The 24505-nt window shown below is 36.2% G+C and carries 19 protein-coding genes, 1 tRNA gene and 1 other RNA gene; 13 read left to right on the top strand and 8 right to left on the bottom strand.

The features are described from left to right. The first annotated feature begins 99 nt into the window (after positions 1–99). The 4 genes from D7004_RS13165 (at position 100) to D7004_RS13150 (ending at position 3577) form a co-directional block, all read left to right on the top strand. Positions 100–996, top strand: a complete 897-nt coding sequence (locus D7004_RS13165; RefSeq protein WP_123206296.1) for a HEPN domain-containing protein — start codon at positions 100–102, stop codon at positions 994–996. After that, positions 989–2281, top strand: a complete 1293-nt coding sequence (locus D7004_RS13160) for a hypothetical protein (RefSeq protein ID WP_148042795.1) — start codon at positions 989–991, stop codon at positions 2279–2281. Before D7004_RS13165 ends, D7004_RS13160 begins: the two co-directional genes overlap by 8 nt. A gap of 9 nt (positions 2282–2290) precedes the next feature. Further along, entirely contained in the window at positions 2291–2563 is a 273-nt protein-coding gene (locus tag D7004_RS13155) for a hypothetical protein (RefSeq protein ID WP_123206294.1), read from the top strand. Positions 2564–2857: 294 nt separating this feature from the next. Further along, positions 2858–3577: a DUF4145 domain-containing protein gene (locus D7004_RS13150; RefSeq protein WP_123206293.1), complete on the top strand. Its 720-nt coding sequence runs from the start codon at positions 2858–2860 to the stop codon at positions 3575–3577. 35 nt (positions 3578–3612) lie between these two features. On the opposite strand, the gene D7004_RS13145 is transcribed toward D7004_RS13150, so the two are convergent. From D7004_RS13145 to D7004_RS13135, 3 genes are all read right to left on the bottom strand, one after another. Continuing rightward, positions 3613–4155, bottom strand: a complete 543-nt coding sequence (locus D7004_RS13145) for an ORF6N domain-containing protein (RefSeq protein ID WP_123206292.1) — start codon at positions 4153–4155, stop codon at positions 3613–3615. A 70-nt stretch (positions 4156–4225) separates the two neighbouring features. Beyond that, the gene (locus D7004_RS13140) at positions 4226–5446 is read right to left on the bottom strand and encodes a site-specific integrase (protein WP_341867671.1); all 1221 of its coding nucleotides are present in this window, start codon (positions 5444–5446) and stop codon (positions 4226–4228) included. A 246-nt stretch (positions 5447–5692) separates the two neighbouring features. Then, positions 5693–5765, bottom strand: a tRNA-Lys gene (locus tag D7004_RS13135). Positions 5766–6119: 354 nt separating this feature from the next. Here D7004_RS13135 and D7004_RS13130 point away from each other — a divergent pair. Further along, positions 6120–7406: a sugar MFS transporter gene (locus D7004_RS13130; RefSeq protein WP_123206291.1), complete on the top strand. Its 1287-nt coding sequence runs from the start codon at positions 6120–6122 to the stop codon at positions 7404–7406. A 92-nt stretch (positions 7407–7498) separates the two neighbouring features. Continuing rightward, a complete protein-coding gene (locus D7004_RS13125; protein ID WP_123206290.1) occupies positions 7499–7993 on the top strand; it encodes a D-glycero-alpha-D-manno-heptose-1,7-bisphosphate 7-phosphatase in 495 nt (164 codons plus the stop codon). A gap of 141 nt (positions 7994–8134) precedes the next feature. Here the strand turns inward: D7004_RS13125 and fsa are convergent, their stop codons facing one another. After that, positions 8135–8794, bottom strand: coding sequence for a fructose-6-phosphate aldolase (gene fsa, locus D7004_RS13120; protein WP_123206289.1), 660 nt, complete (start codon positions 8792–8794; stop codon positions 8135–8137). An 89-nt stretch (positions 8795–8883) separates the two neighbouring features. Then, an RNA gene (gene ffs / locus D7004_RS13115) (signal recognition particle sRNA small type) lies at positions 8884–8983 on the bottom strand. A 413-nt stretch (positions 8984–9396) separates the two neighbouring features. Between ffs and gltB the strand changes: the two genes are divergently transcribed. From gltB to D7004_RS13095, 4 genes are all read left to right on the top strand, one after another. After that, a complete protein-coding gene (gltB, locus tag D7004_RS13110; protein WP_123206288.1) occupies positions 9397–13896 on the top strand; it encodes a glutamate synthase large subunit in 4500 nt (1499 codons plus the stop codon). Between the two features lie 3 nt (positions 13897–13899). Continuing rightward, complete coding sequence (locus tag D7004_RS13105; RefSeq protein WP_123206287.1) at positions 13900–15366, top strand: glutamate synthase subunit beta; 1467 nt, start codon at positions 13900–13902, stop codon at positions 15364–15366. A 151-nt stretch (positions 15367–15517) separates the two neighbouring features. After that, a complete protein-coding gene (locus tag D7004_RS13100) occupies positions 15518–16624 on the top strand; it encodes a metallophosphoesterase (protein ID WP_123206286.1) in 1107 nt (368 codons plus the stop codon). A gap of 152 nt (positions 16625–16776) precedes the next feature. Beyond that, positions 16777–18249: a glycoside hydrolase family 130 protein gene (locus D7004_RS13095; protein WP_123206285.1), complete on the top strand. Its 1473-nt coding sequence runs from the start codon at positions 16777–16779 to the stop codon at positions 18247–18249. Between the two features lie 67 nt (positions 18250–18316). On the opposite strand, the gene D7004_RS13090 is transcribed toward D7004_RS13095, so the two are convergent. Further along, positions 18317–20587, bottom strand: coding sequence for a glycosyltransferase family 4 protein (locus tag D7004_RS13090; protein WP_123206284.1), 2271 nt, complete (start codon positions 20585–20587; stop codon positions 18317–18319). 136 nt (positions 20588–20723) lie between these two features. On the opposite strand from D7004_RS13090, the gene ku reads away from it, so the two are divergent. After that, entirely contained in the window at positions 20724–21494 is a 771-nt protein-coding gene (gene ku / locus D7004_RS13085) for a non-homologous end joining protein Ku (protein ID WP_123206283.1), read from the top strand. A 68-nt stretch (positions 21495–21562) separates the two neighbouring features. Here ku and D7004_RS13080 read toward each other — a convergent pair whose 3' ends face one another. Then, positions 21563–22681 carry an alpha/beta hydrolase gene (locus D7004_RS13080; protein WP_123206282.1) on the bottom strand — a complete coding sequence of 373 codons (1119 nt, stop codon included), beginning with the start codon at positions 22679–22681 and terminating at the stop codon, positions 21563–21565. 401 nt (positions 22682–23082) lie between these two features. Between D7004_RS13080 and D7004_RS20695 the strand changes: the two genes are divergently transcribed. Together D7004_RS20695 and D7004_RS13075 are read left to right on the top strand one after the other, a co-directional pair. After that, entirely contained in the window at positions 23083–23235 is a 153-nt protein-coding gene (locus D7004_RS20695) for a hypothetical protein (RefSeq protein WP_167459488.1), read from the top strand. Between the two features lie 14 nt (positions 23236–23249). Next, positions 23250–24056: a mechanosensitive ion channel family protein gene (locus tag D7004_RS13075; RefSeq protein WP_123206281.1), complete on the top strand. Its 807-nt coding sequence runs from the start codon at positions 23250–23252 to the stop codon at positions 24054–24056. A gap of 3 nt (positions 24057–24059) precedes the next feature. On the opposite strand, the gene D7004_RS13070 is transcribed toward D7004_RS13075, so the two are convergent. Continuing rightward, positions 24060–24434 (bottom strand): response regulator transcription factor, encoded by a 375-nt coding sequence (locus D7004_RS13070; protein ID WP_123206280.1) that lies wholly within the window; start codon positions 24432–24434, stop codon positions 24060–24062. Between the last annotated feature and the right edge of the window lie 71 nt (positions 24435–24505).

Genomic DNA, 24505 nt, shown 5'->3' with positions numbered 1-24505 from the left:
TAGTAATGAACCATTATGTTGTGGTAAGATACCACTTTTAATGGTAGGTTACGGCATCCCACGTCTGCAATTTTGATCTGGAAATCAAAATAGAGCGATATGGAAAAACAACCTCAACAATCTGGGCAGACCCAGAAAGAACATTTCTCAGCGTTCATACGAGAACTGGTTCAAAAATTCAATCCCGAACGGGTCTATTGCTTCGGCAGCACCGTAGAAATAAAAACACTGGAAGGCTGTTTTAAGGAGCATTTCAGGGAAGAAAAGTATACCTATTTTCTGCTGATGGTAACCGAGAGCATTACGAGGATAGAGCATGATGTACAGGATTTTGCCAACCAGCAATATCCACATGGAACGGTTACCATCTTGGTGCACGGCAGGGAAACCATTTCACAGGCGATAAAGGCTAACAACAGGTTTTTTATTACCGTGTACAATAGCGGAAAGCTTATCTACAGTAGCAATGGCATATTGGAATCCCCAGAGACCGTAGACTTTATACCAACGCAGGGAGCAGTAAAGGCACAGAAACATTTTGACCATAGAATGCCATTGGCAACTGGATTTTTGGCGAGCGCAAATGAATGCCTCAAAAATGGCCAATATGGAGTTTGTGCTTTTATGGCACATCAGGTAACCGAGCAGTGCTGTATCTTGTTGATCAGGGTCTATTTGGCCTACCGTTCGGATATGCATAACCTCTACAGGCAACTTCGCCTTTGTAACAGTTTTTCCACAGCCCCATCTTGGCTGTTCCTCTCTGGTGGCGAAGATGAAAAACGGCTATTTGAGATAATGGTCAGAAGCTATTCAGCCGCACGTTACAAGGATGATTTCAGGGTAAGCCAAAAAGATGCCGAGCAATTGTTCATCAATGTCTCAAGCTTCATCAAGCTCACGGAAATTCTAGGTCTAAAGAAAATTGAATTGCTTGCCGCGGATGCAGAAGCGTACGAACAGAACAAATTGGAAAGTGGGGCTGAACATGGCTAAGGATACATCACCTGCAATTGCTGATGGAAATTTCTTTCGGCTACCTTTAAGGAGCGGAACAAGGATATTAACCACGGAAACACTCGACAGATATTCTGATTTCAGAAGGCCAAAAAGACCCTATTTACGAATACGTTGCATGAAACTGTCGTTCCATAATGAGCTGTTGACCATTGGGGTTACACTTGATAGTGAAGAGGAAGAGAAGATATACATCAAGGTTACCGCTTCCGAACTCTTGGTAAGCTGTAGCGTTGATACCACAAACAATTTCCTGAGCCGATATGCCTACTTTGCGCTGTATGACATGATGTCGATCTATGATGAAAACGATTTTGAGGATTACTATTGGCCAGGTTTCTTCGATGGAAATGGGGAAAGCAGATATCTGATGATCAGGATGTACAGGGGTAGCCTTGTTGTTTTTCCAAAGGTTCGCTATAATGGTTTCTATAAGCCTGAACAGGCACTTCCTATAATCGGGGATAAGATATCGGGAACAAGGCAGGAAGTTGAGATTTTGAAAGAGAGCACACCAAAAGGTACGCAGGAAATATTGGGGTTTTGCCTTGCAGACACGAGTACGGAAAGGTGGCATACCAACCATTATCTGTTTCTCGTTCCATACATCGGCATTCTGGACAACAACAGGACTTTTGTTAAGGGATTCAAGAAATATGTATTGGGTCATGGAGATATATCAGCCATGGATGTTGATCCCATTCAAGGTAAACTCATCGATATCTGCATCGAAATGAAAAAAATAGCGCTCGTCAAATACCCGCAATATCGAGATGAGAAAGACGTGGCGGACGAGAAGAGAAAGGCAAACAGGGAGAATTTTGCAATGCTGTTAGAACTTTGGCATCAGGCTCTCCCGATGGTAGCAGGCAGGCTCTATACCCATTACCGCTTTACCTATGGTATGCGAAACGTAAAGGGCAAACCATCCAAAAAGGACATGGAGCCTTGTATTATCAGTAATGAAGTTCCTGAGATATGTTTCCTTTGGAAAGACAGGGGAGATTATTTCAAGCTTGAACTGCGGTTTGTTGTGGGTGGCAAAATGCATGAGGTCTCAAATTTCTTTGATACTGCATTTTTTATTGCCTCATCAAGCGACCCAAAAAGGTTCTTCCTTTTAAGCTGGGTAACGGAATGCGAACTGGTAGCTTTTTTCAGCAAGCGGAATTTCCGACTGCTGATGTTAAAGATCCATTATGAAGAACATTGCAGGGAATTTGTAGGCAAGCTTAGGGATAACTACAGATTTATAAACAGATAATAGATTGTTATGGAAGAGATAATTAAGGTGCTGAACTACCAACCAGCAGATATGCTTGATAGCGATATCGAAAATCCTGTTTCAGGAATAAGCCACTTTTTCGTGAACCATCCACTGCACGAATCAAGGGCGAAGCTTTGGGAATTCTATCAGGGCTGGATGCATCTTGCATCGGAATCCCCAGATGGAGATGAACTGAAGGACATGCTGTTTTTTTATAACCGCCTGATAGAAATGATGAACCTTTGTTATGTGTTTACACAAAAGAATAAGGAAGTTTAAGGTCGTTTGGTGATTACCACTCAATTTTTTGTTGCACAAATTTCTGAACAATCCATTTCAAGACAAGGCCAAGCCCTTCGGGTTTGCTAGAAAAAAATCTTCCCTGCTCGCTTCGCTTGCGAGGTATTTTTTTCTGCAAAGCCTTGTCTTGAAATGGATCGTGTTCAGGAGCGGTGGTTTACCAAAAAGATTGGAACAATGTTTTCGTTAATAAGTTAACAAAATTACAGCGATTCGTTTATAGGACAAATATCAAGTTTATTCAATCTAGAGGAGAAGTTTAGATAATTTTGTATGTTAGCTCCCCAACTCTCAAAAAAGACAGAAGCAATGGACTCAAATCCCCCAATTTCACAATACGAATTGTTGAAAATCATTTTTGATTTTATTGGCACAATCTTTTGGCCACTCATAACGTTTATTATTGTTCTAATTTATAGGAAAGCAATACTCAGACTAATCGATAGAGCTAAAAAGATTGAATTACCAGGGGGGTTGTCCCTCGAAGCAATAGAGGAGGATATTAAAGAAGCTAAGGAACTTGCGATCGAAATAAAAATTGAACGTAAACCTGAGGTTCAAAATCTGCTCGACACTCAAAGTATTAGACTAGAAAGTGAAGCAAACAAAAAAATGATTGATAACGGCTTAAGGCCATCACCCAGTGGTCTTGATCTTTCTTATTACAAAGATATTGCAAATACTGACCCAAGACTTGCATTGGTTGGATTAAGAATTGATTTCGAGTTAATGTTAAGAAATCTTGCTAAAGGTTTTAAGATACGATTGGAAGAAAAGGAACCTCTTTCAAAAGTTATTTCCAAGATGTTAAATTTTGGAGCAATTACCACTAAACAATATGAGTTTATAAATGTAATTTTTAGAATTTCAAATTCAGCAGCACATGGTTCTGAAATTTCAAGGCGACAAGTTTATGAAGTATTGGAAATTGGACAAGTTCTAGTAGATGATTACTTGGCTTGGTTGGATTGGGGCTTTAAAAAACAAATTTGAAGTTGACACCTATAAAGAATGAAAAGCCAAATGATTTAAAGATCATCTGGCTTAAATCCAATGCGTTTTCTTGGAGGATTGGGGCGTTCCTGTTTTTCAAGTAGTTCGTCAAGATACTTGAATACTATTTCCATGTTCTTGTCCTGATTGTCTAGTTTATTCTTGATTTTTTCAATATCTAAACGGATTTCTGTATTGTCCACGAACATTTGGCGGATTCTGGTAAATATACGCATTACCTGTATGTTGACCTGAATTGCCTGTTTGCTGTTCAATATGCTAGAAAGCATTAAGACACCGTGTTCAGAAAACATATAGGGTAGCTTTCTTCTACCCCCTCGCTTTGATGTCGCAAATTGCGACATCAAACTTTCAAACTCATTTTCATTTAATCGAAACATAAAATCTTGGGGAAACCTGTCTGCATTCCTTGCCACCTGTTCGTTCAATCTTCTGGTTTCTACCCCGTACAATTCTGCCAGATCGCTGTCCAGCATAACTTTTTGTCCCCTGATATAATAGATTTTATTCATTATAACCTCATCAGGAATTAATAACCCGTTTGTTTCTCCACTCATATTCTTTAATTTTTTGTAAATAATAAGCTCAATATTCCTGTGGATGACTGGCTTAAATTTAGGTTCAATATTAAATAACTGCCAATTTATTTTTCAACAGCGCCATATCTGCACCAACTTTTATGTCAAGGATCTTGGCATAATGCTGGGTTGTTCGGATATTGGTATGTCCGAGCATCTGCGATACGCTTTCAATCGGTACTCCGTTCAGGAGTGTTACGGTTGTGGCAAAAGTGTGGCGAGCAATGTGCGAGGTAAGTTTTTTGCCGATTTCACATCTATCCTCAATTTCCTTCAGGTATTCATTCATTTTTTGATTACTCGGTACGGGAAGCACCAAACCCTTATTTAAGCACACGGGGTGATTTTTATACTTTTCGATAATGTTAACGGCAGAGGGCAACAATGGTATGGCAGACCTGATATTGGTTTTTTGGCGGTTCTTGATGATCCAGCGTTCGCCATCAAAGCCCTTACTGATATGGGAGTGCTGTAATTTTTGTACGTCGGCATAGGCAAGCCCCGTAAAACAGCAGAAAAGAAATACGTCCCTAATCATATCCAACCTTTCAGAAGTAAATTTCTTGTTCGCTATTATCTGTATTTCTTCCTGATTGAGAAAATAGCGGTCTACCTTTTTGGTTCTTCCTTTGTAGAACGCAAATGGATTTGTGTGAATTTGTCCATTTTCTAAGCTGATATTGATGATCTTGCCGAGGTTCTTGATCATTTTTACCGTATAGTTGTTGGCACAGGATTTCTCAGACCTTAGATAGTAGTCAAACTCATTCAGGAAGGCAATGTCAACGTTCCGCATGTCAAGGTCTCTAACATCATATTTGAATGACAAAAAAATCTCCAAGTGCTTTTTAAGTACCTTGTACCTGTTGAGCGTTCCCTGTACAAATTCCTTTCCCACAAGGGCTTCAACTTTTTGATTATGCTCTGTAATTGCCTGTAAAAGCGTTAGTGATTTATCTTCCCTGCCCATAAACCTGTTTTTTATGGACTCAGCCGTAATTACATACCCAGATTTGAGAAGTTCGCCATGTGCCTCATAGACCATATTTTGCAGTTGGTCTAAAAATGAATTCAATAATCTGGAATCCTCTTTTGTGCCGATAGATCTTCCAGATTTCGAGTTCCAGCGTTCAGGTTCGCAGTATCTGCCAGTTGCAGATTCTGCCCGTTTTCCATTGACGGTAATGCGCATGTAGATAGGGGCAATGCCCTTGGTGTAGTTCTTTTGCTTCTTCATGTAGAAGAGCAGGCTAAAATTAGTTTTCATCATTCAATGATTTTAGTTAAACAAACTTAGCTTTGCAGAATGACGTTTACAAGATGTACAGTTACTGAACTAGTTGTTATACAATTAGTTATAACTTATTCGGTGAGTCATAAAATTTTTCAAAACTACTCACCGAATCACTCACCACTTTTATGAGAATTGGTGTATATTTTGGTATTTTCCCTAAAAACAAAAACCCTGCAATCATCTGATTTGCAGGGTTTTGTGTCGTTTTTATATTGAATCTTGTGATCCCGCTGGGATTCGAACCCAGGACCACTACATTAAAAGTGTAATGCTCTACCAGCTGAGCTACGGAATCAACTTTTAAGGTTGACGTTGCCGTTTTCTTTAAAGTGGTGCAAATATAGGGTTCTAATGCTTTTGCTGCAAATAAATATTAAATAATTATGGTATTTTGTTGATATATAGTGTGATAATTGTTCTTTTTTGACATTGTACATAATATATACTTAATCACGTGCTATTCATGCAAATCAGTCCCAATAGATATAGAGATAATTTTAAAACGTATAGAAAGTCTAGATTAATTGAAAATTGGAGTAAATTAGGGCTCCAAATCAATAGATTTTGAAATTACGCAAACGTTTGATACTTAAATTCATAAATATTTTTATTAGTTTGGCTTTATCAATAAAAACCAAGCAAATTTTTTATGTCTATTCCCTTAAATAATGGTCTATCTAGAGGACCTAAGCCTTTGATTATCATTTGTGCACTATTTTTTATCTTCGGATTTGTAACTTGGGCAAATGGAACACTAATTCCGTTCTTTAAATTGTCTTTTGGCTTATCAGATATTCAAGCATTTCTGGTAACATTCGCTTCTTATATGGCGTATTTTTTCCTGGCTTTACCATCATCGTGGATATTAAAAAAAATTGGTTTTAAAAATGGAATTATATCGGGTTTAATCGTATTAGGTATAGGTTCGTTAATTTTTATTCCGGCAGCGCAAACCAGAACATTCGGTTTATTTTTAACTGGTATTTTTGTGCAAGGTGCGGCATTAGCCTTACTCCAAACTGCTTCAAATCCATACTTAACCATTATTGGTCCGCTAGAAAGTGCAGCCAAACGCATTAGCATAGCGGGTATTTGCAATAAGTTTGCCGGGATTATAGTTCCATTTATCATGGGAACGCTGTTTCTTAAAAATGCTTCCGTTATAGAAAAGAAGATCGAGTTAGCAACGGGAATTGCAAAAGAACAATTACTGAATGATGTTTTAGGTCGAGTAAATATGCCTTACATCGTTCTTGCTATTGTTTTCTGCCTTTTTGCTTTGGTAATTAAATTTACAGATTTGCCTGAGGTAAATGTTGAAGAAGATGTTATAGACGATAGTAAAGGCGAAGTAGTTAAACATACAAGCATATTTCAGTTTCCACACTTGTTTTTAGGCGCCCTTTGCATTTTTGTTTATGTGGCTGCAGAAGTAATGGCGGGTGATATTATTGGTGTTTATGGTAAAGCTTTAGGCATCAGTGCCGATATTAGTAAATACTTTACATCTTTAACGTTGGGTAGTATGTTAGTTGGTTATATCGTTGGTATAATTGCAATACCAAAATACATTTCTCAACAGTTTGCCTTAAGAATTTGTGCCATTCTAGGTTTAATTTTTACTATTATAGCTTATTTAACAACAGGTTATACATCTGTAATTTTTATTGCTTTATTGGGTTTAGCCAATTCATTAATGTGGCCTGCGATATTTCCATTAGGAATAAGCCATCTTGGTAAATTTACAAAAACAGGTTCTGCAATTATGATTATGGGTATTTCTGGTGGTGCGCTTTGGCCATTGCTCTATGCATTTATAAAGGACCATCTGCACCTCGATTTTCAATTGGCATATTTTGTTACGGTAATGCCATGTTACCTTTTTATCTTATATTTTGCCATTAAAGGACATAAAGTAGGGTTAAACTTAAATTAGTCATCCCCTTACAATCCCGTTAATTTTTCTTTATTTTGAGGAAATCTTGAGCCATTTATTGATGCTCTACCCCAATTCCGTATAATAAACTTATGAATAAAGCTATTTTTCTCGATCGTGATGGCGTATTAAATCACGAAATAAATGATTATATCTGTCGTGTTGAAGACTTTAAAATTCTTGATTACCAAATTCCTGTGCTAAAGAAGTTTTATGATGAAGGATATCTACTTATCGTGATAACCAACCAAGGTGGCATTGCGTTAAAAAGATATACTGAGCAAGAATTGGCAATTATGCATCAAATGTTGAGAAATGCTTTTGTTGCAAAAGGGGCTGATATTGCTGGCTTTTATTACTGTCCCCATCACCCAACTGTTGGTGGAGAATGCAAATGCCGCAAACCAAAATCAGGTATGTTATTAGATGCCATTGATATGTATGAAATTGATCCAGCATTGTCGATTATGATTGGTGATAAACCACGTGATGTTGAAGCTGCAAATGGGGCAGGAGTTAAGGGGTTTTTAATTGAGCCAGATGAACAAATCAGCTACGAAAAAATAAAAGAAGCCCTTTTAATGTAAAATGTTAGATGGATAATGGAAAATGTGGGTGAATGGAAGATGGAAGTTGTAAAAGGGAAGATAGAGGATGGAAGATGAAAATATTTTGAGCAATTTACCCATTTTCCATCTCCCATTATTCCATCTTCCATTAACTCTATTTTATTTTCCTGCTGCTTTAGCGTGGTCAGCTAAAAATGTTGCTAAACCGCTATCAGTTAAAGGATGTTTTAATAAACCGGCAATTGCTGCTAATGGAGCTGTAATTACATCAGCACCTAATTTAGCACAGTTTACGATATGTAATGGTCCGCGGATAGACGCTGCTAAAATTTGAGTTTCGTAACCGTAATTATCAAAAATAGTTCTGATATCTTCAATCAATACCAAACCATCACTAGAAATATCATCTAAACGACCCAAAAATGGAGAAACATAAGTTGCTCCTGCTTTTGCTGCGAATAAAGCTTGTCCGGCAGAGAAAATCAATGTACAGTTTGTTTTAATTCCTTTCGATGAAAAGTATTTTATGGCTTTTACACCATCTTTAATCATCGGAACTTTTACAACAATTTTCGGGTTTAATGCAACTAGTGCTTCACCTTCTTTAATGATTTCATCATAAGTTGTAGAAATAACCTCTGCACTAACATTGTCATCAACGATATCGCAAATGGCTTTATAGTGGTTAATAACATTTTGTTCGCCGGTAATACCTTCTTTCGCCATAAGGCTTGGGTTGGTGGTTACGCCATCTAAAATGCCTAAATCCTGTGCTTCCTTAATTTGCTCAAGGTTAGCTGTGTCAATAAAAAATTTCATGTTTATAAATTCTTAAATGAGTAATCGAGTTTGATAGTTTAAACCCTGAAGAATTTAATTCCCCCTCCAGGGGATTAAAGAAAATAAAAAAAGGGCAAGCACCTTCTATCGCACCGCTACAACCTTCTACCCTTGCTTCGTTCCCGCCCTGGGGGAGTTCAAAGGGAGCTGGTCGTAAAAGACTTGCCCGGCACAAAGGTAGGAAAAGATGTTGCTTTGCAAAATGCATTTTATTAATTTTTTGGGGATAACTGCTATATCGCTGATTAGTAATTTAATAAATTTTGATTTAGGTAAATTATCACCTTCTGAACAAATATTTTTTTTTATTGGGGAATGATTGTGGTTTCAAATATGATATATAGATGTGAAAAGGATAAATCGATTTAGCAATAAAATCAGTGATATAATACTGTTTTTATCAAAAATTATTCATTACTAAATTCGTAATTAAAGCATGCATAAATTGAAATTATTTTATTCTGATGTTTATTTTTTGCTTAAAAACTAAAATTGTTTCAAAAATTATAGCAAGTCTGTAATCTACACTTCGTTTTTTGTATCTTAGTGTTTCCTATACACTAACAACTAACGAGCAAAGAATGGAACCAAACAGTGGATTGTACGATGCGCAATTTGAACACGATGCCTGCGGCATTGGGTTTGTTGCGCATGTGAAAGGGCGAAAATCGCATCAAATCATCTCTGATGCACTTACTATTTTAGAAAATTTAGATCATAGAGGCGCTTGTGGAGCTGAACCGAACACAGGAGATGGCGCTGGAATTATGATTCAAATTCCCCACGAATTTTTTTATGATGAATGTTTAAAAGCAGGTTTTAGTTTACCTGCAACCAATAATTATGGCGTTGGTATGCTTTTTTTACCTAAAGATATTAGGTCGAGAGAAGAATGCCGTGAGCTTATTTATCGTGCTGCAGAAAAACTTGGTTTAGAGATTTTAGGTTTTAGAAAGGTTGATACTGATACGACAGATATTGGTAATATGGCACTTTCTGTTGAACCGGAAATTGAACAGGTATTTATCGCCCGACCTTATGCAGTAGCGCCAGGGGCCGATTTTGAACGAAAACTCTATATTTTTAAAAATTACCTAATCAAGCTTATTGTTAATACGGTACATGGCGGCAAAGATTTTTATATCGTATCACTATCGGCGCAAACCATAATATATAAAGGTCAGTTAACATCGCTACAGGTTCGTACCTATTTTAAAGATTTAAGTGATAAACGAATGGTATCTGCTTTAGGCTTGGTGCATTCGCGATTTGCTACAAATACTTTTCCATCTTGGCGATTGGCTCAGCCTTTCCGCTTCATTGCGCACAATGGAGAAATCAATACTTTACAGGGTAATTTAAACTGGTTTAGAGCTGGCGTTAAATCATTTGCATCGGCATACTTTACTCCAGAAGAACTGGATATGTTGCTTCCTGTAATTGATGAAACAAACTCTGATTCAGGCTGTTTAGATAATGTAATTGAATTATTGCTTCATGCAGGTAGAACCTTACCACATGTATTAATGATGCTTGTACCTGAGGCTTGGGATGGTAATGAAGACATGGATCCGGTTAAAAAGGCCTTTTACGAATTCCACGCAACTTTAATGGAACCTTGGGATGGACCGGCGGCTATTGCATTTACAGACGGAAAGTTAATCGGTGCAACTTTAGATCGTAATGGTCTGCGTCCTTCGCGTTATGCAATTACATCTGATGACAGGGTTATTATGGCGTCAGAAGCAGGAGCTTTGGCAATTGATCAAAGCACCATTATCGAAAAAGGTCGCTTAACTCCTGGTAAAATGTTCGTTGTGGATATGGAGCAGGGTAGAATCATTAGCGATGAAGAAATTAAACAGCAAGTTTGTGGCAAAAGCCCTTATGCCGACTGGATAAATCAATATCAAATCAGATTAGAGGAATTGCCTGAGCCTCGGGTAATGTTTACCGGACTTTCAGCCGAATCTATTTTTAAATATCAACAAGTATTCGGTTACAGCCGCGAAGACATCGATTTATTGCTTAAGCCGATGGCTATTGAAGCCAAAGAACCAATTGGTTCGATGGGAACAGATACGCCGCTGGCAATTTTATCCAAGCGCCCTCAGCATTTATCAAATTATTTTAAACAATTATTTGCTCAGGTTACCAATCCGCCGATTGATCCAATCCGTGAGAAAGTGGTGATGAGTTTAGCAAGTTTTATGGGAAGTAACGGAAATCTTTTAGAAGAAAATCCTTTACAATCTCACTGTGTTGCCATTAAACATCCAATTCTAACCAATCAGGAACTGGAAAAATTAAGGAGTATTGATACCGGTGTGTTTCAGGCAAAAACATTACAAACCTATTTTAGAGCCGATGGAAAACCTGGTGCAATGGCAAAAGCTTTAGATCGTCTTTGCCGTTATGCAGTCGATGCCGTTGAAGATGGGTTTCAGGTTATCGTATTAACCGATAGGGCAATTGATTCTGAACATGCTGCGATGCCTTCATTGTTAGCTGTTTCTGCGGTTCATCATCACTTAATTCGCAAAGGTTACCGTGGTGCGGTAGGTATAGTTGTTGAAGCTGGAGATGTTTGGGAAGTACACCACTTCGCTACTTTATTAGGCTTTGGAGTAACTGCAATAAATCCTTATCTGGCGTTAGAGACTATAAATGGTTTTCAGGAAGAATCTGGTTTATCAGCAGAGCAGCTAACTAAAAATTACATCTATGCGGTAAATAGCGGTCTGTTAAAAATCTTTTCTAAAATGGGGATTTCTACCTTACAATCTTATCAAGGCGCACAAATTTTTGAAATTTTAGGATTAAATAAGCAAGTTGTAAATACCTATTTTACCGGTGCGGTTTCTCGTATAGGTGGATTAGGATTGGATGAAATTGCCTATGAAACTTTGATTAAACATCGTCGCAGTTTCGGTCCAATTACTCAAATAGAAAATCTTCTGCCAGCCGGTGGAACATATAAATTCCGTCGCCGTGGTGAAGCACATTTGTTTAATCCACAAACCATTCACTTGCTACAAAATGCTACACGTAAAAACGATTACAGCATTTTCAAGCAATATTCGAAATTGGTAAATGAGCAAACACAGCAGGCTTATACCATCCGTGGATTATTTGAGTTCAATTATAGCCGTCGTTCAGTACCATTAAATGAAGTAGAATCTACAGAAGCAATCTTAAAAAGATTTGCAACAGGAGCAATGTCTTTCGGTTCAATCTCACATGAAGCACACTCAACTTTAGCCATTGCCATGAATCGTATTGGCGGTAAAAGCAATACTGGTGAAGGTGGTGAGGATGAAATGAGATACACCAAATTGGCAAATGGCGATAGCATGCGGTCGGCAATTAAACAAGTTGCTTCGGCTCGTTTTGGTGTAACAAGTTATTATTTAACAAATGCCGATGAATTGCAGATTAAAATGGCTCAGGGTGCAAAACCTGGCGAAGGGGGGCAACTTCCAGGACATAAAGTTGATGACTGGATTGCAAAAGTTCGTCACTCCACACCAGGTGTTGGTTTAATTTCTCCTCCACCGCATCACGATATTTATTCTATTGAAGATTTAGCACAGCTGATTTTCGATTTGAAAAATGCCAATCGTGCTGCCAGAATTAATGTAAAGCTAGTTTCAAAAGCAGGAGTTGGAACCATTGCGGCAGGTGTAGCAAAAGCCCATGCAGATGTGATTTTAGTTTCAGGTTTTGATGGTGGAACTGGTGCTTCGCCATTAACTTCTATCCAACATGCAGGTTTACCATGGGAATTAGGGTTGGCTGAAGCGCATCAAACTTTAGTTAAAAATAAACTTCGTAACCGTATCGTTTTACAAACAGATGGTCAGTTAAAAACAGGTAGAGACATTGCAATTGCAGCTTTACTTGGTGCTGAAGAATTTGGTGTTGCAACAGCTGCGCTAGTAACAGCAGGTTGTATCATGATGCGCAAATGCCATTTAAATACCTGTCCGGTTGGTGTAGCAACGCAAGACCCAGAATTAAGAAAATTATTTACTGGTGATGCAGGTCATGTTGTAAATCTATTCCATTTCTTAGCAGAAGAATTGCGTGATATAATGGCTGAATTAGGTTTCAGAACTATTCACGAAATGGTTGGGCAAGCTGATATTTTAAAAGTAAGAGATATTTCCGACGAGGATTGGAAATTAAAGCATTTGGATTTATCTGCAATTCTATTTAAAGCTGAAGACAATGGTTTGCCGTATTTTAATACAGAAAGTCAGGATCATGGTTTAGAGCATGTTTTGGATCATAAACTGATAGAAGCTGCACAGCCTGCAATTCTAAATAACGAACCCGTTTTTGCAAGCTTTGATGTTAAAAATACCGATAGAGCGTTAGGTACAATGTTATCTAATGAAATTTCTAAAGTGCATTTGGGAGCAGGTTTGCCTCCAGATACCATAAACTTTAAATTTGTCGGCTCTGCCGGGCAAAGTTTTGGTGCATTCAATACTCGCGGTGTTACGCTATCTTTAGAAGGTGAAGCAAATGATTATGTAGGTAAAGGATTATCTGGTGCCCGCTTGGCAATTTATCCTTTTGCTAACGCGACGTTTGTACCTGAGCAAAATATAATTATTGGCAATGTGGCACTTTATGGTGCAACTTCCGGAGAACTTTACGCTCGTGGAAAAGCAGGTGAGCGTTTTGCCGTTCGAAATTCTGGCGCAACCGCAGTGGTTGAAGGAGTTGGCGACCATGGCTGTGAGTATATGACAGGTGGGGAAGTATTAATCTTAGGTGATACGGGAAGTAATTTTGCAGCAGGTATGAGCGGAGGTATTGCATGGATTTATGATGCAAACAGAACTTTTGCCAGAAAATGCAACAAAGAAATGGTTGATTTAGATCCGCTTCAAGTTGAAGATGAGGAAAGAATTTTAGCTTTACTAAAAACGCATATCCGATTGACGGATAGTAAAGTAGCTGAATTTATCTTAAGTGATTGGAAAACTCAATCCAATCATTTTGTTAAAGTATTTCCTAAAGAATACAAAGCGGTTTTAAGCAGAAAAGCATCACAAGTTAACACACACTAGGCCATGGGAAAAGTAACAGGATTTCAAGAATACGATAGAGTTGCGCCTACCAGAGAAGCGGCCGCAACACGAGTAAAGCATTATGGAGAATTTTTAAACGAACTTCCTCCGCAAGAATTAAACAGGCAAGCAGCAAGATGTATGGATTGTGGTGTGCCTTTTTGCCAATCTGGTTGCCCATTGGGTAACGTGATACCAGAATTTAATGAAGCAGTTTACCAGGCTAAATGGGAAATGGCTGCTAATATTTTACTTAGCACCAATAATTTTCCAGAATTTACTGGTAGGATTTGTCCGGCGCCATGCGAATCTGCTTGCGTATTGGGTATAAACCGACCGCCCGTTTCCATTGAGGAAATTGAAAAGCATATTATAGAAATTGCTTTTGATAAAGGTTATATTAAAGCTAAAGCGCCATTAATCAGAACAGGTAAAAAAGTAGCTGTAATTGGTTCAGGTCCCGCAGGTTTAGCTGCTGCTGCTCAGTTAAATAAAGTAGGTCATGAGGTAACCGTTTTCGAACGTGATGACGCTCCAGGAGGTTTATTAAGATACGGTATTCCAGATTTTAAATTGCAAAAAAATGTAATCGATCGTCGCATCGATTTAATGAAAGAAGAAGGAATTATCTTTAAATGCAACGCCAATGTTGGTGAAAATGTAGAGATAAGTACATTATTGAGACACTTTAATGCAATCGTTTTAGCTGGCGGTTCTACTATTCCAAGAGACTTGTCAATCCCTGGTCGCGAAGCAAAAGGTGTGCATTACGCAATGGATTTCCTGAAACAGCAAAATAAAAGGGTTGCTGAAAGACAATTTGATGTTGAAGATATTTTTGCCACAGATAAAAATGTGATTGTTATTGGCGGTGGAGATACCGGTTCAGATTGTATCGGAACTTCAAATCGTCATGGTGCAAAATCAATAACTCAATTTGAGATTATGCCGATGCCGCCACAAACACGCAATGAACACATGCCTTGGCCAAATTATCCGATGCTTCTGAAACATACTTCATCGCATGAAGAAGGCGCACAGCGAGCATGGTCTGTAAACACTAAAAACTTCATTGCAGATGAATCTGGAAATCTAAAAGCACTTAAGGTTGTAGATGTAGAATGGGATATCGATTCGAATGGCCGACCAGTTAGTTTTAAGGAAGTTGCAGGAACGGAGCGAGACTTGCCATGTGAATTGGTATTATTAGCAATGGGCTTTTTACATCCCCAAAAAGAAGGTTTGATAGAGAAATTAGGCGTAGAGTTGGATAATAGAGGAAATGTAAAAGCATCTGAGCATTCGTATCAAACCAATATCGCTAAAATTTTTGCAGCTGGTGATGTTCGTCGCGGTCAATCTCTCGTAGTTTGGGCAATTTCTGAAGGTAGGGAAGCTGCACGAAAAGTTGATGAATATTTAATGGGAACAACTAAATTGGCATCACGAGATGCGATTGCATATGCATAGTTAAATATTACTAAATAATTCAAAAAAGGTCGCATCTTAAAAAAGTTGCGACCTTTTTTATTTAAACTTGTTGTATCATTTCTTAAAGCCTGTATAGAAATAAACCAACAGTATAAAAATTTGTTAAGGTAGAACTGATTTAGTTTAAACGATGCAAAAATTCTTACAGAAGTTATTAGGCAATTGGGTTATTAAAATGTCAAATCGGTTTGGCTCCAGACCCGATAGCAAACGCATTCATGAGTCGCTGACAAAACTTTATGAAAACATTATTTCTAATCCAGGTAAAAGAGGCGAAATTTTTGAAATCAAATCAGCCGATAAATTTATAATATTGTCCGATCAGCATAAAGGAGCAAGAGATTTTGCTGATGATTTTGCTTTGGCCGAAAGGAACTATTTAACGGCATTGGAATACTACAATCAAGAAGAATTCAGCTATATTAATTTAGGTGATAGTGAAGAACTTTGGGAGAATCTTTTAGAATCTGTTATTAAGAATAACAAGAAAACTTTCGAAGCTGAAAAGCTATTTATTAACAGAGGCGCCTTCACGAAGATATTTGGTAATCATGATTTGTACTGGGATAATGATCCGCTTTCTCAATTCAATTTAAAAAGGATTTACGGCAAAGTAATTCGTATTTATGAAGGTGCTATTCTTCGCTTTAACAACGAAGGCAAATCTTTGGATGTATTTCTTACACACGGCCATCAAGGCGATTTACAAAGTGATGGAAATTGGTTTAGCAAATGGTTCGTAAGTACAATTTGGGCTCCATTACAATCCTATTTAAAAATAAACCCCAACACACCTGCGTATAGCAATCAGCTTAAAACTGTACATAATGCATTGATGTACAGTTGGGTTTCTAAGCAAAAAGATATGGCGTTGATCACAGGTCATACCCATCAGCCTGTATTTGCATCGCTTACGCATTTAGAAAGACTGTACATCAGAATTAATAAGGCTCAAAAAGATAATGATGAAATTTCATTAAATACCTTAAATACAGAGTTAAGCAAATTGGGTGCTAAAGGTGAAGAAATGCCACCCTTCAAAAATTACAAATCAGCATATTTTAACACGGGTTGTTGTTGCTTTAGCGATGGTGATATTACAGGAATTGAAATTGAAAGCGGTTTAATAAGATTAATAAAGTGGTCATATCAAAAAAGTGAAAATCCGAAACGATTTATTCTTGAAGAGATGAAGATGGATGAATTGATTGCTCAACAACCCTTTGATTTGATTTAAACTGCAATCTGCAATATTTTAAGGTAGTATAAATCAAATGTTACATTGTGTTTATATCTGTAATATTGAAACAATAAACAATTAAATTTAGTTAATATTACTGCTGAAAATTTTTAACATAATTGAATTAAAAATCATAACCTATTTTTATAATGAGATTGTATATTGAACGTAAACCTGTAAAAGTTTATCCTGATACTAAGCGTGTTATAGCTCGTTTCTTTTTTAATGGAGATGAAAGGGCATTGGAGGTAATAAGAAAAGTGTTGCAATTTTCTGATGAAAGAGTTTTCGCATTGATTTCACCAATATTGCAGGAATACTCTAAAAGGCATAGAAATATTACAAAAATTTTAAATCGCCATTGCAAGAAGTTAAAAAAACAATTTGCCGCTTTAGGTACCGATTTTGAAGAACTGGATCCTTACATGAGGTTGCTTATTGGAGCTTATTTTACCCATGAATATTCAATTGAATCTGCTGCTTTTTTTAATCCAAGCATTATTGAAGATCCTGATCAAAAAGACTTAGTTGAAGGCGAAAAACGTGTTATCATAAGTTTTAGAGCGGTAGGAGAAGGTCACATCTCTTCAATCGTTTTTAGAAGAGCTTTAATTGATGCTAAAAACAACATACAGGTTTTACCAGTAGGGAATTATGTTGATGAAGCTGAAGTGGTAAAGAATGCCATTTATGTTAAAAAGATGTTTTTGAAAAAGGCAGCTTATGCACAAATTGATGCTTCTGTTTTGGATGAGGTAGAAGCCAAACTTGCAGATAAATTTGAATACACCAGTTTAAGTAATCTGATAAAAGATTCGAAAACATTACATAAAGATAATCCTCAAAGACAAGTAGAATACGATAAAATTCTTTGGTTATCAGATACTTATCATACCATTACATTCTCAAAAGATACCGATATTTCAGACCGTGTAATTTTTCCCATTTCTGAATTTGAACGAAAAGGTATTGAAGATGCCCGCTTTGTTAAATTTACAAAGGATGATGGCAAAATTGTCTACTATGCAACATACACCGCATTCGATGGCTCTTTAATCATTCCAAAATTGGTGCAAACTGAAGATTTCTATGAGTTCAAAGTTATCCCGCTTTATGGCGATGGTGCACAAAATAAAAACCTAGCACTCTTTCCTCGGAAAATAAATGGAAAATATGTTATGATGAGCCGGATTGATGGCTGGAACAACTACCTAATGTTTTCTGATAAAATTAATGTTTGGGAAAATCCGATTTTATTAAAGCAACCTCGCTTTGATTGGGATTTGGTTCAAATAGGAAACTGCGGTTCGCCAATTGAAACGGATAAGGGCTGGTTGGTAATAACACACGGTGTTGGACCAATGCGTAGATATTGTATTGGCGTTAGCTTGCTAGATTTAGAAGATCCAAGTAAAGAAATTGGTCATTTAAAAGAACCACTTATAATCCCTAATAATGACGAGCGTGAGGGTTATGTGCCAAACGTAGTATATTCTTGCGGTTCAATCATCAGCAATGGAGAGCTTATTATACCTTATGGTTTGTCTGATTATAGCTCATCATTTGCAACTGTTAATTTGGAGTTATTATTAAACAGATTGTTAGAGAATAACGAAGCTTAACCATAACACAAAGGGTTGAATCAATTACGATTCAACCCTTTGTGTTTATTTAAGAATATATTTCTTCTCAGACAACTTTGTCAACTTCAACTAGTGGAGAAGATAAAGTTTCAAATTCGATTTCAGCTGTTTTTAAAACAGTTAAATGTGAAATGAAATAGGCTAATGTACTTTCTGCACCTTGATTTCTATTTACACTATTAAACTGCAATCCATCTGCACAGCCATGTGTTTCAAAATCATATAATGGGATGTGTAAGCTATTTTTACCTAAAAACCATTCATAGCTTAACTGCATCATATTTAAATACTTATCGTCTTTCGTTATTTCAAACGTTTTTGAATATAGTAAAACCATAGCCATGGTTTCTAATGCTTGCTGGTCGTAAATGGGATTCTTTCCGTGTTTCTTCATCCATCCATCATTACCAACTGGATTTAAGTAACCATTTTCGAAAGAAAAACTATTTAGAAACTCAACGCTTTCTAATGCTATTTGATAAGATTCTACATTGCCGGTTGCTTCATAATGGCTTAAGAGTGCCAATGGTAAAATGGCATTGTCGTAAGTCAATATATCTTCATACCAGTGCCAGTTACCATCCTTATTAACATGATAAGAATCTTTCAATGTTTTAGAGAGTTGATTGATTTCTTTCAATAAAAGTTCATCACCAGGATGAGCATTTAAATAATATGAAATTCCAATGATTGTATCGGCAATTGCTCTTAAATATTTTAATGTTTTAAAATGTTTAACCGAATTAGAAAATAATTCTCTACCAAATTCTCTGTAGGAGTTATTCGGTGCGATGGATATTAAATATCCTAACGACCAAATTGTTCTTCCGAATGAATCCTCAGAACCAACTTCATCTAAATAATTCCTATTAAAGCTTAAGAAATTTCTAAAATTTCCATCTTCAGTTTGCATGTATTGGATAAAACTCAAATAAATTGGCATTAATTTCAATGCCTTTTGATTTTTATTTTGGTCATAAGCCAATAAAGAAAGTATTAATGCTCTGGCGTTATCATCAATACAATAACCTTCTTTTAAGTTTGGAATGCCAAATTTGGCATGTTGTATAATACCGGTATCATCTGTTAACAATTCGATATGATTTAAATTTAATGCTGGCATACCATCTAAATCGATGATAGGCGGTATATTTCTTTCCGGTTTCTTGCCATCCAATAAGGCTTCATTAAGCACTTTTAAATAAACATTTCCTATTGCAGGCCATCTTAATTTAAGTCCATAATTGTAAGCATTTTGCCTTAGTTTGTTGTATTTAACTTTATCACCTAAAAGCTCGTTAATAATGTTTGCAAGCTGCTCATTGTTTTTAAAATCGAATAATTTACCACGCCCATCTGCAAGTAATTCTTGTGCGTGCCAATAAGGTGTAGATACAACTGCTGCACCAGCGCCAATTGCATAAGATAACGTTCCACTTGTAATTTGAGCCTCGTTTAAATATGGGGTAATATATAAATGACAAGCGGTTAGATATTGATGTAATTCTTCTTCGGATACAAATTTGTTTACAAAAGCAATGTTATTTTCAACTCCTAAATCTTTTGATAATTGTTTTAAGCTATCGCGATATTCTTCACCATTGTGTTTTACAACACCAGGGTGGGTATTTCCTAATATTACGTACAAAACATCGGGATGATTTTTTACAATTGCTGGTAATGCTTTAATTACAGTTTCTAATCCCTTATTACGGCTTATCAAACCAAAAGTAAAAAGCACTTTTCTGTTTTTAAATAAATCACTTTGAGCAACTTCATTATTTAGTATTGGCTCTAAATCTGGTACGCCATGCTCAATCAACTTAACTTTTGTTGTAGGGATTTTATAGATACTATTTAAAAATAAAACAGCTTTCTTACTCATTACAACTATTTTAGAAGATTTTAATGCAATTTCTTTTATGATAGTTTGCTGCATAAAGTTTGGGTCTTTCAAAACCGTATGCAGTATAGTTACAAATGGTTTTTGTAACCTATTTAATAAGGAAAGCAAAAATACACCACTATTACCACCATATATTCCAAATTCGTGTTCTATAATGCAAGTATCTACATCGCTATTGTTAATGAAATTTGCGGCTTCTATATAATCTTGCTGGTTTTGTTGACAGATTACAAACTTAACTTCATTAGGATAGTTATGCTCGCTTAAATCATCCGATTCATTCATTGCAACAACGAAACTGTTTTTGGAATCGTAAACCGAATTTTTACTTAAAGCATTAACTAAATTGTAATTAAATGTTGCTAAACCGCATTCACGTGGAGGGTATGTAGATATATAGGCGATTTTCATAGGACTTATAGGGATTAGATACTTAAATAACATTTAATTATCTAAATAGTTTGAGATTGCCTCAATTTACGCTTTATTAAAGGCAAAACAATATTATTTAATGCCTTGTTAATAAGTAAGTTTAAAAAAAATAGATATGAGATCAATATGGAAAGGTTCAATTGGGTTTGGTTTGGTAAATATTCCCGTTAAGTTGTTTTCCGGGGTGCAAAATAGCAACCTTGATTTAGATATGCTTGACGAGCGTGACCATGCCAAAATTAAATTTTTGAGGGTTAACGAAAATAGCCATAAAGAAGTTCCATTTGATAAAATTGTTAAGGGTTATTTTCTAAAAGATAAATATGTAATTCTTGATAAACACGATTTTGAAGAGGCATCTCCCGAGAAAACTAAAATTATCGAATTAGAGAATTTCGTTGATATTAAGGAAATCAATCCTGTTTACTACGAAACATCTTATTATACTGAGCCAGAAAAGCAAGGAAAAAAGGCTTATGCATTATTATTAAAAGCATTAGAAAAATCTGCAAAGGCAGGTGTGGCAAGGTTTGTATTAAGAAATACAGAGAATTTATGTGTCATTCATCCAATGGATGGCGTAATTGTGGTTACTAAAATTCGCTTTCAGCAAGAAATTAGAAGCCTATCGGAGATTACTAAAGTTGATGATGTTACCATTTCTAAGAAGGAAATGGATGTTGGATTAGCCCTGATAAAACAATACAGCTCCAAATTTGATTTAAGTGCTTTTAAAGATGAGTATAGTAATGAATTATTAAAAATTATCAAAGCTAAATCGAAAGGTAAACGTGCTACAGTTAAGAAGATGAAACCACAAAAAGCAACAAGTGATGATTTATACGATCAATTAATGCAAAGTTTGGGTTCGAAAAAAGGAGCATAATAAGAAATTTAAAAAAAGCAAAAGGGGAAGGCATTACCGCACTTCCCCTTTATTGTATTGAATTTATATTATTTAAATGCCGCCTTTAATTGGTCAGCAGCATAAGCCTGTGCAGCCTTGGCTTCAGGAACTAAAATAGCCATACCAAAAAATTCGTGGGTTACACCTTCGTAATTTCTACTGCTAACTTTTACACCAGCCTCCGATAGCTTGTTTGCAAGCATAACGCCATCATCATGAAGTGGGTCTATTTCTGCTGTGATAATCGTTGTTGAAGGCAAGCCTTTTAATTTGGCATTAACCAATGATATTTTTGGGTTTTGTGCCTCAACCATAGTGGTTAAGTATTTTTCAGTGAACCAGGTCATCATTGCTTTATTTAAAGGTTTTGCGTCAGCATACATTTTGTACGATTCGGTATCCATATTTGCCTGCGCAATAGGGTAAACTAAAACCTGATGAACAGGAACCATAATATTTTTATCTCTTGCCATGATAGATACGTTCGCGGCTAAATTTCCTCCGGCGCTTTCGCCTACAACAGCAATTTTTGCTGGGTCAGCTTTTAAACTTACAGCATTTTTTACTGCCCACTCATACGCTGCAAAAGCATCATTATGTGCCGTTGGGAATTTGTTTTCGGGAGCCAATCTATAAGCAACAGAAACTACAACTGCACCAACTTGTTCTGCTAAGCCTTGTGCAGAAGCATTATAAACATCCAGATTAGCAATTACAAAACCACCACCATGGTAATATACAATTAACGGGAACGGACCTTTACCCGATTTTGGTGTGTAAATTCTTAAATGTATTTTCCCACCTGCAACATCTATATCTTGTCCTATTGTATCAACCATTGGAGCAGGAACACTGATGTTATTTGCTGCAACTAAATCCATTACTGCATCAGTTGGCGTATGATTTCTTCGGGCATCAACAGCATTTAAAGTTTCTAAAGGTTTATCGCCATAGCTAACCAATTTCTCGATAACGGATTGCATCTCAGGCTTAATAGTTTTACCCCATTCAGGTGCTGGTCCTGCTGGTTTTAATGAAGCCGAAGCAGTCGAATCCATTGATGTAGAATCACCAGCTGTAGTAGATTTTGTTCCACTATTGCATGCAGAGATGCTTATCGCAACAACACACAATGCAGTAGAGATTTTTAGTAACCTGTTTTTCATAATATCAGTTTTCTTATTTAAAGTATTGAGTTATAACATCTTTCCCATCGTACTGTTTTTGATGATTTACAACTTCTTAGAATTATAACTGTAGAGGAGAATTAAATCAAAACGTATAATTGGTAATGCATAAAGATTTTTATTACGAAACATCTTTCGCTTTTATAGTGTTCTAAATTAGAAACCATTAATATTTTAACGTAAATGACAATTTAATCAAGCAATATAACAGGTTAAAAAATTCTAGTAGAACGCAATGAATTACAATAGATAGCAGTAAAAAAATGAAGGAGGGTTTGCAGATATTTTTACATTTGCATCGCCAGGAAGTTCTAAAGGTTTTTAGCCAGAGCAGATAAATAATGCAAAGGCATGATTAATACTTAATTAAACTAAACAATATGAAAAATTCTAAAACAACGGCAGAAAGTAGCAAAGCTACAGCACCAAAAAGTGCAGAAGCTAAAGGCACTAAAGAAAAATTAACATCGGCAAGTGAAGCAAAAAAAGTCAAGGTTAAAAAAGATGATTCAGTTAAGCATAGCAAACCATAATATTTTAAAACACTATGAAGCTTGATGCTGACCTGATTAACCAGTTTTACTCCAAAATGTATAATTGGGTTATTGCCAAAACACCTTCAATTGTTGCTGGTATTTTAATTCTTTTTATTGGCTTATGGGTTATTAGATTGCTTAGCAGGTGGTTTAAAAATGGCATGCATCGTAATGATGTGAATCCATCTCTTAGGCCATTTTTAACAAGTTTAATTCTGATTACCCTAAGAACACTATTGATTATTACGGTGATGCAAATTGTTGGCATACAACTAACATTTTTAACTGTTTTAGTTGGTGGAATTGGCGTGGCAGCAGGCTTGGCTTTATCTGGAACACTACAAAATTTTGCTAGTGGTGTACTTATTTTGCTACTTAAACCTTTTGTTGTAGGCGATAATATTATTGCACAGGGACAAGAAGGAATAGTAAGTTCTATTCAAATATTTTATACTATAGTTACCACATTCGATAACCGAACGGTTGTTATACCAAATGGTAAATTATCCAATGAAATTATTATCAATGTAAGCAGGCAGGGTAGCCGTAGGCTAGATATAGAAATTAAGTTTAGCTACGGTATAGATTACAACCAAGTAGCTGAAGTTTTTAATAAAACGGTTGATGATTTTAAAGCTTGCCTAAAATCGCCCGAGCGGCAAATCGGTGTATCGGTATTAGATGATAGTGGCTATAAAGTTTTGTTAAATGTTTGGGTAAGAGCAAAAGGTTTTATGGAAACAAAACTCAACTTTCAAAAAGAGTTAATGAAAAATTTAAAAGAAAGTGGAATTAAGCTACCCGGAATGACTGAATAATAATTAAGCAGATTTTCTCAAAAGCGCATAAATTTTATCCATCAATTCATCAATATTAAATGGTTTTGCCATAAAATCATCAGCAGCAACATCATCAAGCTTATAATTTGACGAATTATACCTGGCAGATATCATTAAAACCGGAATGTGTTTAGTAAGTGGATCTAGTTTTAATTCTTTCAATAAAACTCGACCATCGAAATCAGGAAGCATGATATCCATTATAATTACAGCCGGTTCAAATTCTTTAACATGCTCTATAAAACCGGCACCATTGTTTAATCCTGCCACATTAAATGCTTCGCTTTCTAAAATAAGTGTTATAACATCTAAAATTGCATGGTTATCTTCAACAACCAAAATGTTCTTTTTCGCCAACGGGATAATTTTAAAATTTCAACAAATATATAATAAAAAATAATTCTGAAAACTTTATATATTAAATAAGG

The sequence above is a fragment of the Pedobacter jejuensis genome, from assembly GCF_003725795.1.
Lineage (GTDB): Bacteria > Bacteroidota > Bacteroidia > Sphingobacteriales > Sphingobacteriaceae > Pedobacter > Pedobacter jejuensis.
This window is presented reverse-complemented; position numbering and strand designations above follow the sequence as displayed.

Excerpts from the sequence above, each read along its gene's own strand:
- D7004_RS13165 (WP_123206296.1), top strand. The coding sequence starts at position 100 with ATGGAAAAACAACCTCAACAATCTGGGCAGACCCAGAAAGAACATTTC.
- D7004_RS13160 (WP_148042795.1), top strand. The coding sequence starts at position 989 with ATGGCTAAGGATACATCACCTGCAATTGCTGATGGAAATTTCTTTCGG.
- D7004_RS13155 (WP_123206294.1), top strand. The coding sequence starts at position 2,291 with ATGGAAGAGATAATTAAGGTGCTGAACTACCAACCAGCAGATATGCTT.
- D7004_RS13150 (WP_123206293.1), top strand. The coding sequence starts at position 2,858 with ATGTTAGCTCCCCAACTCTCAAAAAAGACAGAAGCAATGGACTCAAAT.
- D7004_RS13145 (WP_123206292.1), bottom strand. The coding sequence starts at position 4,155 with ATGAGTGGAGAAACAAACGGGTTATTAATTCCTGATGAGGTTATAATG.
- D7004_RS13140 (WP_341867671.1), bottom strand. The coding sequence starts at position 5,446 with ATGATGAAAACTAATTTTAGCCTGCTCTTCTACATGAAGAAGCAAAAG.
- D7004_RS13130 (WP_123206291.1), top strand. The coding sequence starts at position 6,120 with ATGTCTATTCCCTTAAATAATGGTCTATCTAGAGGACCTAAGCCTTTG.
- D7004_RS13125 (WP_123206290.1), top strand. The coding sequence starts at position 7,499 with ATGAATAAAGCTATTTTTCTCGATCGTGATGGCGTATTAAATCACGAA.
- fsa (WP_123206289.1), bottom strand. The coding sequence starts at position 8,794 with ATGAAATTTTTTATTGACACAGCTAACCTTGAGCAAATTAAGGAAGCA.
- gltB (WP_123206288.1), top strand. The coding sequence starts at position 9,397 with ATGGAACCAAACAGTGGATTGTACGATGCGCAATTTGAACACGATGCC.
- D7004_RS13105 (WP_123206287.1), top strand. The coding sequence starts at position 13,900 with ATGGGAAAAGTAACAGGATTTCAAGAATACGATAGAGTTGCGCCTACC.
- D7004_RS13100 (WP_123206286.1), top strand. The coding sequence starts at position 15,518 with ATGCAAAAATTCTTACAGAAGTTATTAGGCAATTGGGTTATTAAAATG.
- D7004_RS13095 (WP_123206285.1), top strand. The coding sequence starts at position 16,777 with ATGAGATTGTATATTGAACGTAAACCTGTAAAAGTTTATCCTGATACT.
- D7004_RS13090 (WP_123206284.1), bottom strand. The coding sequence starts at position 20,587 with ATGAAAATCGCCTATATATCTACATACCCTCCACGTGAATGCGGTTTA.
- ku (WP_123206283.1), top strand. The coding sequence starts at position 20,724 with ATGAGATCAATATGGAAAGGTTCAATTGGGTTTGGTTTGGTAAATATT.
- D7004_RS13080 (WP_123206282.1), bottom strand. The coding sequence starts at position 22,681 with ATGAAAAACAGGTTACTAAAAATCTCTACTGCATTGTGTGTTGTTGCG.
- D7004_RS20695 (WP_167459488.1), top strand. The coding sequence starts at position 23,083 with ATGAAAAATTCTAAAACAACGGCAGAAAGTAGCAAAGCTACAGCACCA.
- D7004_RS13075 (WP_123206281.1), top strand. The coding sequence starts at position 23,250 with ATGAAGCTTGATGCTGACCTGATTAACCAGTTTTACTCCAAAATGTAT.